This is a genomic window from Kitasatospora sp. MAP12-44, from assembly GCF_029892095.1.
Taxonomy (GTDB): Bacteria; Actinomycetota; Actinomycetes; order Streptomycetales; family Streptomycetaceae; genus Kitasatospora.
Genome location: NZ_JARZAE010000004.1, coordinates 3214900 through 3227889, shown reverse-complemented (window position 1 = coordinate 3227889; position 12990 = coordinate 3214900). Strand labels below are relative to the sequence as shown.

Here is a 12990-nt window from a genome sequence, read left to right as displayed (position 1 = left end):
CGTGACGCATGACGTTCCTGCCTCCCCGCCCGGCCCGGTGGCCGGCGGGGAGGAGAGCATGGCGACGGCCGTACCGCACCGGGGCCGGATCTCGGTGTTCGGGCTGCTCGGCCGTCAGTTCCGCCGACCGGTCAACCGGATATCGGCCCTCTACCGGCGGTCCATCCAGCTGCGCGTGGTGGCCGCGACCCTGCTGCTCGCCGTCGCGCTGGTGGTGGTCCTGGGCATCGTGGTGATGGCGCAGGTCCGCACCGGTCTGCTGGACGCCAAGATGAACGCCGCACAGGAGCAGGCCCGCGGCGGCTTCACCACCGCACAGGCGCAGAGCAACGCGCTGGCCGACTCGCGTCCCAAGACCGGCAACACCGGCGACCCGAGCCCCAGCGAGACCGGGAACCTGGCTGGCCAATCAGGTCAGCAGCCTGGCCAGCGGCGGGCAGGGCGTCTACTCGGTGGTCGGGCTGGTCCCGTCCACCGACCAGAACGCGATCAGCGGCTCCTCACTGAGCCTGGCCCGGGTCACCGGCTACGTCACCCTCGCGACCATCTCCAGCCAGTTGCAGGAGGACGTCGGCAAGGACCCGGGGGTCCCGCACCAGCAGACCACCGTGATCCACCGCACCACCAGCTCGGGGCAGCAGACCTCGGAGCGCGGCCTGGTGATCGGCGAGCAGCTGCGCGGGCCCGCGAACACCGACTACCAGCTCTACTTCGCCTTCTCGTTCGCCCAGGAGGACAAGACCCTGGGTCTGGTCGCCGGGACCCTGGCGACGGCCGGGGTCTTCATCGTGGCGCTGCTCGGCGGCGTCGCCTGGCTGGTGGCTCGCCAGGTGGTCACCCCGGTCCGGATGGCGGCCGGCATCGCCGAGCGGCTCGCGGACGGGCACCTGGAAGAGCGGATGAAGATCACCGGCACGGACGACATCGCCCGGCTGGGGGAGTCCTTCAACCGGATGGGCGGGGCGCTGCACACCCAGATCCGCCAGCTGGAGGAGCTCTCCCGGGTGCAGCGGCGCTTCGTCTCGGACGTCTCGCACGAGCTGCGCACCCCGCTGACCACCGTGCGGATGGCCGCCGACCTGATCTACGACAGCCGCGAGGACCTCGATCCGATGGCGGCCAGGTCGGCGGAGCTGCTGCAGGGCCAGCTGGACCGCTTCGAGTCGCTGCTCGCCGACCTGCTGGAGATCAGCCGGTTCGACGCCGGAGCGGCGATCCTGGATGCCGAGCCGGTGGACCTGCGCGACATCGTGGCGCGGGTCGCCGACGCGGCCGATCCGCTGGCCCGGCTCAAGGGCAGCGCGGTCGTACTGCGCGGCGCCGACGAGCCGGTGGTCGCCGAGGTCGACCCGCGGCGGATCGAGCGGATCATGCGCAACCTGGTGGTGAACGCGCTGGAGCACGGTGAGGGCCGGGACGTGGTGATCCAGTTCGGCTCGGCCGAGGGTGCCGTCGCGGTCGGCGTGCGGGACTACGGCATCGGACTGAAGCCCGGCGAGGCGTCCCGGGTCTTCCACCGCTTCTGGCGGGCGGACCCGTCCCGGGTGCGCACCACGGGCGGCACCGGCCTCGGGCTCTCGATCGCCGTCGAGGACGCCCATCTGCACGGCGGCTGGCTGCAGGCCTGGGGCGAGCCGGGCGGCGGCTCGCACTTCCGGCTCACCCTGCCGCGCACCCGCGGCGGCGAGATCGGCCGGGCGCCGTTCCGCCTGGAGCCGGAGGACTCGCGCTACAACCGGGGTCTGCGGGCCCAGGGCACGCCGTACCAGCGGGCCATGCGGCCCTCCGGCGCGACGGCGCTGACCGTCACCGGCGAGCCGACGGTGGTCCCGGAGACCCCCAGCGGCACCGGCGGCGGGTTCGGACCGGGACTGGGCGGGGTGCTGAGCATCGGGCCCGGGCTCGGCTCCAAGCCGCTGCCCAAGGGACCGGTCGTGGACCCCTCGGACGTCCGTGCGGCGGCCGCCGGGTACGGCGCGGTCGGTGCCCATGTGGTGGTCGACCGTACGCTTCACCGGCCCGCTGGCGGGGCGGTCGGGCCAGCGACGACAGCGGACACGGAGGGGTCAAAGGGTGGGGACGATCAGGAGTAAGCCCGTTGCCTGGGGCGTCTGGGCTGTCCTGACCGCGCTGCTCGCGGCCGGGTGCACCACGATGCCCGACAGCGGCGATCCCGAGCGGATCGCCCCGCCGCCGGGCGCCGGGGGCGACAACGGGGTGCAGGTCAGGGTGATCCCGGTGCCGCCGCGTGACGGGCAGACCCCGCGCGAGGTGCTGCAGAACTTCCTGGACGCCTCGATCGCCGACGAGCGCGGCTACAACACCGCGCAGCAGTACCTGACGCCGAACGCGGTCAAGACCTGGCGGCCGGACGACGGGGTGGTGATCCTGCGCAACACCACGCCGGGCCCGACCGCCACCGAGAGCGACTCGGCGAGCACCCAGATATCCATCCACTCCCCCGAGGTCGGGCAGCTGGATGCCAAGCACACCTACTCGGCGGTCGAGGACGACAGTTACGAGGCTGCCTTCACCCTGGTCAATGTCGCCAAGGACGCCAGGGACGCGAGCAGGGCGCAGTGGCGGATCGACGATCTGCCGGGTGGGTTGATCGTCAACCAGACCAACTTCGCCAACACCTACCAGCAGGTGGACCGGTACTTCTACACCGCGCCCGACCCGACGCAGCCCGTCACCCAGCAGCCGGTGCTGGTGCCGGACCCGATCTACCTGCGCCGCCGGGTCGACCCGGCCAGCGCCGCGGCCACCGCCGTGGCCATGGGCCCCTCCGACTGGCTCGGCCCGGCCGTGCACTCCGCGTTCGGTGACGCCAAGATCGTCGGATCGGTCGGCGGGGACGACCCGAGGACCCCGCGGGTGCAGGTCGACGGCACCGCCGTCAACGGCGCCGGCTGCCAACTGATCGCGGCCCAGCTCTACTTCACGCTGTCCAGCCAGGCCGGCGGCAGCGGTTCGCTCGACTCGGTGACGCTGACCAACCGGCACAACTCCACGCTCTGCACGCTGACTTCGGCACAGGCCAAGGTCCTGCCGTCCGCGCCGGGAGCGCTGGCCGGCACGATCGGCGCCAGCACGCCGGCGTACTACCGCAACGAGGTCAGCGGGAGCCTGTACCGGATGTCCGGGCAGGACAACTCCGCCCCGGTGCCGGGCGCCCTCGGCGCGGCGACCCAGCCCGCCGGGCTGGCCCCGACGGCCGACCACCTGATGGGGCCGTTCGCGGTCAGCCGGGACAACAAGCAGGCCGCGGTGGTCAGCGACGATGCCAAGGACCTGTACCTGGCCGGCCTCGCGAATGGCGAGAAGCTCGGCCCGCCGGTGGCCGTCAGCCATGCCCCGAACCCCCAGCAGGGCTTCACCTCGCCCAGTTGGGACGGCTACGGCGGACTCTGGGTGGTGGACCGCGACCCGGCCGCCCCCGAGGTCCTGCTGATCCGGGGCCCGGTCCACACGGTGGTCAATGTGGACCTCCCCGCGGGTCACACGGTCGACGGGATCAAGCTCTCCTCGGACGGCACCCGGGCGGCTCTGCTGCTCAAGGACGGCAGCGGGGCGACGAGCCTGGCGCTCGGCCTGGTGCTGCGTTCCGGCACGCCCGACGCGCCGGTCGTGCAGATCGGCTCGCTGCGCCTGCTCGCCCCGCAGCTCGACGTCACCTCGGTCTCCTGGGCCGACACCGACCTGCTGCTGGTGCTCGGCAAGGAGACCGACAGCGTCCCGCAGCTGCACTACGTGCAGACGGACGGTTCGCAGATCGCCGACTCGCCGCTGCAGGCGGTGGACGGGATGACCGTGGTGGCCGCCTCGGAGTCCCGCACGGACTCGGTGCTCGCGGACTCCGCGGACCCCGAGCACGCCATCTACGGCCAGGGCGGCAACGCCGCGTGGCAGTGGCGGGCCTACGCCAAGCATGGAGCGCTGCCGGGCTACCCCGGCTGACGGCGCCGATGGACGGCGCGCGGCAGTCGCCCGCCGACGGCCCGGCGGGCGGTGGCGGCGACGGTCGCGGCGGCCAGCGGTGGCGCTCCGGCGGCGGCCAGCGCCCGGGCCGCCTCGGCGAGGCTGGCGCCGGTGGTCACCAGATCGTCCACCAGGATGATCTGACGGCCGGCCAGCCGAGGGCGCAGCGCGCGCGGGACTGCCAGTGCGCCGTGCAGATTTCGGTGCCGCGCGGCCGCACCGAGCCCGGCCTGGTCGGCGACGCCGCGGGACGGGCGCAGCGCCGGGCCGACCTGGCAGGGCAGCCCGGCGCGGCTCAACTCCCGTGCGGCGCAGCGGGCCAGGCGCAGCATCGGGTCGTGACCGCGGGCCCGCACCGCTCGCCGGGCCGAGGGGACCGGGACCAGCAGGACGCCCTGCGGGGGTCGGGTATCGGTTTCAGCCAGCGCCGAGTTGACCGCGCCGGCCAGGACGGCGCCGAGCGGACCGGCCAGCCGTAGCGCGCCGCGCTCCTTGTGGGCGAGCAGCAGCCGGCGCACCGGATCCGCGTACACCGCACAGGAGTGCACCGGCGGCAGGCCCGCCGGGGCCGGACTGGGGCCGGCCCGGCGCCCGCGCAGGTCGGCCAGCAGATCGCGGCAGGCGATGCAGAGTTGACCACCGCCGCCCTCCTCGCCGCAGCCCGCGCACGGCGTGGGCAGCAGCAGGTCGAGCAGCGCGTACAGGGGAGTGGTCAGCGTGGTGATGGGACACCTCCTGGCGGCTCGACCGGCGGCCGTAACCGGCCGCGGGTGTGCTCAGGGTGGGCCGTCTGGGCGGAGTTGTCCAGATATTTACCCTCACTTCACTCGATAGAGGGTAGACAGGGGGGAACAGCTGTCCGGCCGACTCGACTCCGCCTATGGTCCGCTGGAGAGGCGAAAAACCCGCCCGGGGTGTCTGATGAGGCTCCAGGGGGGTTTCAAGCGTCCCTGGTGGGGAGGAAGTGGAGTGAGGGCCCAGCTCGCGGCGCCGGTAGGGCGCAGTGCGGGGCCGGCGACAGATTGGCTGGCCAGGCTGGGTCTCAGCCCGGTCCGGAGAGACTCCGGATCGGCGACAGCACGAGGGATCGGAGTTCTGCGTGGACATCGTCGTCAAGGGCCGCAAGACCGAGGTGCCCAAGAGGTTCCGCGAGCACGTGGCCGAGAAGCTGGAGAAGGTCCAGAAGTTCGACGGCAAGGTGATCAGCCTCGACGTCGAGGTGTCCAAGGAACACAACCCGCGCCAGGCCGACCGGTCCGAGCGCGTGGAGATCACCGTCCGCACCCGTGGTCCGGTGATCCGGGCCGAGGCGTCCGCCGCCGATCCGTATGCGGCGCTCGATCTGGCCTCGGCGAAGCTCGACGCGCAGCTGCGCAAGTCCGCCGACCGGCGCCGGGTCCACCATGGAGCGCGCACCACGCCGCTCAGTGTCGCCGAGGCGACCGCGCGGATCGCGGCCCTGCCGGGCACGGCGACCGCGGAGGAGCTGGCCGAGCCGGCGGTGCGCAAGACGAAGGCCGGGCCGCTGGACGTCGAGGGCGACGGGCCGCTGGTGGTCCGTGAGAAGACCCACGCAGCCTCGCCGATGACGCTCGATCAGGCGCTCTTCGAGATGGAGTTGGTGGGTCACGACTTCTACCTCTTCGTGGAGAAGGACAGCGGTCAGCCCAGCGTCGTCTACCGGCGGCACGGCTACGACTACGGCGTGATCCACCTGCAGACCGACGGCCTGATGCCGAACGGCGAGGTCGGCGGCGCGGGCGGCGCGATCAACTCGCCCGGCGAACGCTGACGGCACGCACTCACCCACATCGACCCCGGCGGCCGGCCGACAGCCGGCCGCCGGGCCTGTTCGCGGCCCGTTCCGCCGGCCCTGCACCCGTCCGGGGGAGCCGGAAGATCGACAGGGCGGACCGGCTCCGGATGCCATGGAATGATGAACCCCCACAGTGACCGGTGACCGGGAGGGGCGGATGGGGGAGCAATCCGACAGGGGAGGGGGGATGAGTTCGCATCCCGAGTATGTGCCGCGGGGCGGGGAGCCGATCAGAGTTCTGGTCGTGGACGACCACGCGCTGTTCCGCCGGGGGTTGGAGATCGTCCTCGCCGAAGAGGAGGACATCCGGGTGGTGGGGGAGGCCGGGGACGGCGCCGAGGCGGTGCTCAAGGCTGCCGACCTGCTGCCGGACATCATTCTGATGGACGTCCGGATGCCGCGCCGCAGCGGGATCGAGGCCTGCACCTCGATCAAGGAGGTGGCCCCCAGCACCAAGATCATCATGCTGACGATAAGCGATGAGGAGGCCGACCTCTACGAGGCGATCAAGGCAGGCGCCACCGGCTACCTGCTCAAGGAGATCTCCACCGACGAGGTGGCCACCGCAATTCGGGCGGTTGCCGACGGCCAGTCGCAGATCAGCCCGTCGATGGCGTCCAAGCTGCTCACCGAGTTCAAGTCGATGATCCAGCGGCGCTCCGACGACCGGGACCTGGTGCCCGCGCCCCGGCTGACCGACCGGGAGCTTGAGGTGCTCAAGCTGGTCGCCACCGGGATGAACAACCGGGAGATCGCCAAGGAGCTGTTCATCAGCGAGAACACCGTGAAGAACCACGTCCGCAACATCCTGGAGAAGCTGCAGCTGCACTCCCGGATGGAGGCGGTGGTCTACGCGATGCGGGAGAAGATCCTCGAAATAGGCTGACGGACAGCAGGCCGATGGGGGCCGGTCGGGGGTGAGCCCCGACCGGGGTCGTCACGCCGCCAGCAGACGCTCCAGCTCGGGACGCAGCGCGTCCTCGTCCCAAGCCTCCACCCGGACCGCGTCGCAGCCCACCCAGTCGGCCGCCTCGCGCAGCGCCGCGGCGAGCGCCGGCAGCTGTTTGGGCTCGGCCAGCGAGAGCTGACGGGCCACCAGGGTGCGCCCCTCGCGGGCCGGGTCGACCCGGCCGATCAGCCGCCCGCCGGCCAGCACGGGCATCGCGAAGTACCCGTGCACCCGCTTGTGGCGCGGGGTGTAGGCCTCCAGTCGGTGTGCCATGCCGAAGATCCGCTCGGTGCGGGCGCGGTCCCAGATCAGCGAGTCGAACGGGGAGAGCAGGGTGGTGCGGTGGCGGCCGCGCGGCTCGCTCGCCAGCCCCGCCGGGTCGGCCCAGGCCGGCACCGGGACCCCGGCGGACGACGGGGTCGAGCCCCAGCCGGCGACGGCCACCGGCAGCAGGCCGCAGTCGGCCAGCACGGCGTCCACCTGCTCGGCCTTGAGTCGGTGATAGTCCATCAGATCGCCGCGGGTGGCCACCCCGAGCGCCTGCCCGGCCTGGCGGACCAGCCGGGTCAGGCAGTCCAGGTCGCTCGGCTCCTGGCCGTAGAGCTCGGCCGGGACGGCGAGTTCGGCCAGCTCGTAGACCCGCTTCCAGCTGCGCCGCTCGGTGCAGACCACGTCGCCGAAGGCGAGTGCCCGCTCGACGGCCATCTTGGTCTCGGACCAGTCCCACCACTCGGAGGGGGCTTCGGGGGTCCGGGGGTCGCCCCCCGAGGACTGCCGCGCGCCGCCGAGCTCGGTGGAGGTCAGCGGGCCCTCGGCGCGCAGCCGGTCCAGCACCTGCTGGTAGGCCTCGGGGCTGACCTGGTGCCCCCAGTGGTGCCCGCGGGCGCGGTAGGCGCGGCGCCGGAAGGCAAACAGCGGCCATTCCTCCACGGGCAGCAGGCAGGCCGCGTGCGACCAGTACTCGAAAGTGGTCTCCGAGCCCCAGTACGCGCGCTCCACGGCCGGGCGGCCGATCGCACCGAGCCGGGCGTACGGCACCAGCTCGTGCGAGCGGGCCAGCACCGAGATGGTGTCCAGCTGGACGGCGCCCAGCCGGCGCAGCATCCCGGGCACCCCGGCGCGCCGGTCGGGCGCGCCGAGCAGGCCCTGGGCCCGCAGGACGATCCGGCGGGCCTCGTCGGCGCTGAGGGTCAGAGCGGGGGTCGGCTGCGCTGCGGTCATGCGGGGCAGCGTAGACCCGGGCACTGACAGGCGCGGTGGTTCAGCCGGCCAGGTCGGCGGGCAGCAGCGAGCCGATCCAGGCGTCCTGGTACTCGCCGCGCTGGGCTGCGTACGAGCGCAGCGTGCCCTCGATGGTGAAGCCCGCGCGGCGGGCGAGCGCGAGCGAGGGCTCGTTGCCGACGAACGCCACCCACTCGAGGCGGCGCAGCTCGCGCTCGGTGAAGGCCCAGCGGGCCACCGCGAGCAGCGCCTCGACGGTGTAGCCGCGTCCACGCGACTCCTCGGTGGCCCAGAAGCCCACCTCTGCCGCGCCCGGCCCGCGCGCGGTCAGCGCCTGGGTGCCGACCAGCGTGCCGGTCTCCTTCTCCAGTACGCACCAGATCAGGTTGCCGCCGGTGCGCAGCCCGTCCGGAGCGAGCTGGTGGACGAAGAACTCGGCGTCCTCGCGGCGGTAGGGCGAGGGGACGACCGTCCAGCGCTGGATCGCCTCGTCCTGGCAGGCACGGTCGATCGCGTCGACGTCCGCCGGCTCGGGGGCGCGCAGCAGCAGGCGTTCGGTCTCCAGAACGGGGAGGGCGGACTGGTCGGGAGGCAGGATCGTGTACGGCATAAGGCGAGTATCTCGGCCCGCCATGGCAAGCGGAACCGAGTTTTCGTGTCCGATTTGTGATGGTACTGACAGGTATTGGCCGATCCGCTCCTACGAGTGACACGGGAATGCCGTGCTGACGCACCTCCCGGGGTGTTGGACTCCTCGCATACGATGGCCCGTGCGGTGGGGTGGACCCCGCCGTGCAGTCGTCCAGAGCCGATCCAGGCAAGGAGCCCGCTCAAGTGTCCGTCTTCGACAAGATTCTGCGCGCAGGCGAAGGCAAGATCCTTCGCAAGCTGCAGCGGATTGCCGCCCAGGTCAACTCCATCGAAGAGGACTTCGTCAACCTCACGGACGACCAGCTTCGTGAGCTGACCGACGAGTACAGGTCGCGTCTCGCCGAGGGCGAGAGCCTGGACGACATCCTCCCCGAGGCGTTCGCCACCGTCCGCGAGGCCGCCAAGCGCGTGCTCGGCCAGCGCCACTACGACGTCCAGATCATGGGTGGCGCCGCTCTGCACCTCGGCCATGTCGCCGAGATGCGCACCGGTGAGGGCAAGACCCTGGTCGGCACGCTGCCGGCCTACCTCAACGCGCTGACCGGCAAGGGCGTGCACCTGATCACGGTCAACGACTACCTCGCCGAGCGCGACTCGGAGTGGATGGGCCGGGTGCACCGCTTCCTCGGCCTCGAGGTCGGCGTGATCCTCGGCAACATGTCGCCCGCCGAGCGCAAGCGCCAGTACGCGATGGACATCACGTACGGCACCAACAACGAGTTCGGCTTCGACTACCTGCGCGACAACATGGCCTGGTCGCAGGAGGAACTCGTCCAGCGCGGCCACAACTTCGCGATCGTCGACGAGGTCGACTCGATCCTGATCGACGAGGCCCGTACCCCGCTGATCATCTCCGGTCCGGCCGACCAGGCGACCAAGTGGTACGCCGACTTCGCCAAGTTGGTGCAGCGCCTCAAGCGCGACCGCGACTACGAGGTCGACGAGAAGAAGCGCACGGTCGGCGTGCTGGAGGAGGGTGTCACCCGGGTCGAGGACTACCTCGGCATCGACAACCTCTACGAGTCGGTGAACACCCCGCTCGTCGGGTTCCTGAACAACGCCATCAAGGCCAAGGAGCTCTACAAGAACGACAAGGACTACGTCGTCATGAACGGCGAGGTCATGATCGTTGACGAGCACACCGGCCGCATCCTGGCCGGCCGCCGCTACAACGAGGGCATGCACCAGGCGATCGAGGCCAAGGAGGGGGTGGAGGTCCAGAACGAGAACCAGACGCTGGCCACCATCACCCTGCAGAACTTCTTCCGCCTGTACGACAAGCTCTCCGGGATGACCGGTACGGCCACCACCGAGGCCGCCGAGTTCCACCAGATCTACAAGCTCGGCGTCGTCCCGATCCCGACCAACCGGGACCCGAAGCGGATCGACCAGCCCGACCTGATCTACAAGTCCGAGCCGGCCAAGTTCGCCGCCGTGGTCGAGGACATCGCCGAGAAGCACGAGAAGGGCCAGCCGGTCCTGGTCGGCACCGTCTCGGTCGAGAAGTCCGAGTACCTCTCCCAGGAGCTGCGCAAGCGCGGCATCCCGCACGAGGTGCTGAACGCCAAGCACCACGAGCGCGAGGCGCAGATCGTCGCGCAGGCCGGCCGCAAGGGCGCCGTCACGGTCGCCACCAACATGGCCGGCCGCGGCACCGACATCATGCTCGGCGGCAACCCCGATCACCTGGCCACCGCCGAGCTGGCGCAGCGCGGACTCACCCCGGAGGACACCCCGGAGGAGTACGAGGCCGCGTTCCCGGCCGCGCTGGAGAAGGCCAAGGGCGCCGTGAAGGCGGAGCAGGAGGAGGTGCAGGAGATCGGTGGCCTGTACGTGCTCGGCACCGAGCGGCACGAGTCGCGCCGGATCGACAACCAGCTGCGCGGCCGCTCCGGCCGTCAGGGCGACCCGGGCGAGTCCCGCTTCTACCTCTCGCTCGGCGACGACCTGATGCGCCTGTTCAAGGCCGGCATGGTCGAGCGCGTGCTGTCGATGGCCAATGTGCCGGAGGACGTGCCGATCGAGTCCAAGATGGTCACCCGCGCCATCGCCTCGGCGCAGACCCAGGTCGAGCAGCAGAACTTCGAGATCCGCAAGAACGTCCTGAAGTACGACGAGGTGCTGAACCGCCAGCGCGAGGTCATCTACGGCGAGCGCCGCCGCGTCCTGGAGGGGGAGGACCTGCAGGAGCAGATCGGCCACTTCATGGACGACACCGTCGAGGCGTACGTCACCGCCGCGACCGGCGAGGGCTTCGAGGACGACTGGGACCTGGAGAAGCTCTGGACCGCCCTCAAGCAGCTCTACCCGCTCACCCTTGAGCTGGACGAGCTGGAGGAGGAGGCCGGCGGCTCGGGCCTGACCTCGGACTTCCTCACCAAGACGATCAAGGAAGACATCCAGGCGCAGTACGGCGCCCGCGAGGACCAGCTCGGCGAGCCGGTCATGCGCGAGCTGGAGCGCCGGGTCGTCCTCTCGGTGCTGGACCGCCGCTGGCGCGAGCACCTCTACGAGATGGACTACCTCCAGGAGGGCATCGGCCTGCGGGCGATGGCGCAGCGCGACCCGCTGGTCGAGTACCAGCGCGAGGGCTTCGACATGTTCGGCGCCATGATGGAGGGCATCAAGGAGGAGTCCGTCGGCTACCTGTTCAACCTGGAGGTCCAGGTCGAGCAGCAGGTCGAGGAGGTCCCGCTGCCGGACTCCGACGAGTCCGTGACGTTGGAGAAGGACGACTTCCGCCCGGTGCCGCAGATCGGTCAGATCAAGGCGAAGGGCCTGGAGGCTCCGGCCCGCCAGAAGCTGCACTACACGGCGCCGTCGGTGGACGGCGACGAGACCGTGATCGAGGGCGACTTCGAGGACGGCGTGGAGGACGACGACGCCGGCGACGGCCTCACCCGCGCCGAGCGCCGCAAGGCCGCGAAGTCGGCCAAGGGCCGCCGTCGCAAGGGCTGACCTCTCGGCAGTCGCATGATCAGCAGGGCGCCGCTCCGGCCAGGCCGGGGTGGCGCCCTGCCGCATGCGGGCCTGCTGGGGGCGGATCTGCCGGGCTGTCATCGGGTGTCCACGGCGGCGCACTGCCACTGCTCGGTGTCGCGGTGCTGCTCCAGCCGGAACGCCACCATGTGGTGCCGGGCCGCGAACTCGACCCGGACGCAGACCTCCAGCACGCCGGGGCCGGGCGCGAAGTCGTGCACCGGGCCCAGCTGCGGCCGCCCGGCGGCGTCCCGGCGGCGCAGCGGGCCCTCGTGCACCAGGCGGGCCAGCTGGCGGTAGCCGTCGTGGGTGGTGTGCCGGCTCAGCTGGCCGACCGGGCGGACGCCGACCAGCACCTCCACCAGACGCAGCGCGAAGCGGCCGGCCAGCTCGGCCAGGCTGCTGCCGCGGGCCGGTGCGCAGGCGGCCCGCGGATGGCGGGGCCGGCGTGGCGGGCGGTGGCCGACCCGGTGGACGTGTTCGGCCGACGGCAGGGCGGCCAGCGGATGGATCCGTGGCGGGACGGTGTCCTGCAGGGTCGCGGTCGCGGTCATGGGCGGGGTACCCCCGGGTTCGGGTGGGCGTTCGGGCGGAAGCTGTGGCACCTGTGCTATCGGCGCCGCGCGGCTGGTCTCAAGGGGGCGGCCCAGCCCCGGACGGGGGTCGCCCGAACGGCGGCTTGACGCCTGTCGCAGCAGGGTTTCGGAGCCGTTCGCGGGCCCGTACGGCCGCCGGGCAGTGGGTGGCGGTGCGCTCGAAGGGGTACACGGACGCGGGGTCCGGGGTGATCGCGCGGGCCGTATTCTGTGAAGGACCCGAAGTGGCCGAGGAACCCTGAGGAAGCGGAGCGTGCCCCCGATGCGTGTCTATGTGCCCACCACCCTGGCCGGTCTGGCCACGGCGCACCCGGACGGCGCGTTGGAGCAGTCCGCGGCGTACGCCGTGACGCCCGCGCTGCGCGAGTGGTACGTCAGCGACGACCTGGAGGAGCTGGAGTACGCCGCCCTGGTGCGCGCCGCGCAGTCCTCGCTGCGCCTGCTGGCCGCCGACCCGGCCGCCCCGCGCCGCCGGGTGGTGGTCGCGCTGGACGTCCCGGACGCCTCGGTGCGCCCGTTCGACGGCGACGAGTACCAGGACCAGGCCTCGCTGGGCCGGGTCAGCCTGCTCGGTCCGGTCCGGCTCGCCAAGGCGGCCGCCGTGCACGCCGATGTCGCGGACCAGGAGGTGGCCGAGGACGTGGCCGCCGCCGCCGCGGTCATCGCGCAGGCGGACGCGGGCGACGACGACGCGCAGTTCACCGTGGACGGCGCCGAGGACCACGAGCTGCTCTGGTACGCCACCCAGGAGATCGCCGCGCTGCTGTCGTGACGCCTGCAGTCCGGTCGCCGGCTAC

9 protein-coding genes and 1 pseudogene are annotated in these 12990 nt (G+C 71.9%); 6 read left to right on the top strand and 4 right to left on the bottom strand.

Annotated elements, in window-relative coordinates; genetic code table 11:
• The first annotated feature begins 58 nt into the window (after window positions 1–58).
• Window positions 59–2093, top strand: a pseudogene (gene mtrB, locus P3T34_RS15015) (MtrAB system histidine kinase MtrB).
• Window positions 2074–3960, top strand: coding sequence for an LpqB family beta-propeller domain-containing protein (locus P3T34_RS15010; RefSeq protein WP_280666539.1), 1887 nt, complete (start codon window positions 2074–2076; stop codon window positions 3958–3960). Before mtrB ends, P3T34_RS15010 begins: the two are co-directional and overlap by 20 nt.
• Here the strand turns inward: P3T34_RS15010 and P3T34_RS15005 are convergent.
• On the bottom strand, window positions 3948–4514 hold the full coding sequence (locus P3T34_RS15005) for a phosphoribosyltransferase family protein (protein ID WP_280666538.1): 567 nt from the start codon (window positions 4512–4514) through the stop codon (window positions 3948–3950). The genes P3T34_RS15010 and P3T34_RS15005 overlap by 13 nt on opposite strands.
• Before the next feature lie 566 nt (window positions 4515–5080).
• On the opposite strand from P3T34_RS15005, the gene raiA reads away from it, so the two are divergent.
• Both raiA and P3T34_RS14995 read left to right on the top strand, forming a co-directional pair.
• The gene (gene raiA / locus P3T34_RS15000) at window positions 5081–5773 is read left to right on the top strand and encodes a ribosome-associated translation inhibitor RaiA (protein ID WP_280666537.1); all 693 of its coding nucleotides are present in this window, start codon (window positions 5081–5083) and stop codon (window positions 5771–5773) included.
• Between the two features lie 211 nt (window positions 5774–5984).
• On the top strand, window positions 5985–6683 hold the full coding sequence (locus tag P3T34_RS14995; protein WP_280666536.1) for a response regulator transcription factor: 699 nt from the start codon (window positions 5985–5987) through the stop codon (window positions 6681–6683).
• A 51-nt stretch (window positions 6684–6734) separates the two neighbouring features.
• Here P3T34_RS14995 and P3T34_RS14990 read toward each other — a convergent pair whose 3' ends face one another.
• Entirely contained in the window at window positions 6735–7967 is a 1233-nt protein-coding gene (locus P3T34_RS14990; protein ID WP_280666535.1) for a crosslink repair DNA glycosylase YcaQ family protein, read from the bottom strand.
• Window positions 7968–8007: 40 nt separating this feature from the next.
• On the bottom strand, window positions 8008–8577 hold the full coding sequence (locus P3T34_RS14985) for a GNAT family protein (protein WP_280666534.1): 570 nt from the start codon (window positions 8575–8577) through the stop codon (window positions 8008–8010).
• Window positions 8578–8801: 224 nt separating this feature from the next.
• Between P3T34_RS14985 and secA the strand changes: the two genes are divergently transcribed.
• Window positions 8802–11576, top strand: coding sequence for a preprotein translocase subunit SecA (gene secA / locus P3T34_RS14980; protein ID WP_280666533.1), 2775 nt, complete (start codon window positions 8802–8804; stop codon window positions 11574–11576).
• A 98-nt stretch (window positions 11577–11674) separates the two neighbouring features.
• Here secA and P3T34_RS14975 read toward each other — a convergent pair whose 3' ends face one another.
• Entirely contained in the window at window positions 11675–12151 is a 477-nt protein-coding gene (locus P3T34_RS14975) for an Rv3235 family protein (RefSeq protein WP_280666532.1), read from the bottom strand.
• A gap of 304 nt (window positions 12152–12455) precedes the next feature.
• Between P3T34_RS14975 and P3T34_RS14970 the strand changes: the two genes are divergently transcribed.
• The gene (locus P3T34_RS14970) at window positions 12456–12965 is read left to right on the top strand and encodes a hypothetical protein (protein ID WP_280672108.1); all 510 of its coding nucleotides are present in this window, start codon (window positions 12456–12458) and stop codon (window positions 12963–12965) included.
• The last annotated feature ends 25 nt before the right edge of the window (window positions 12966–12990 follow it).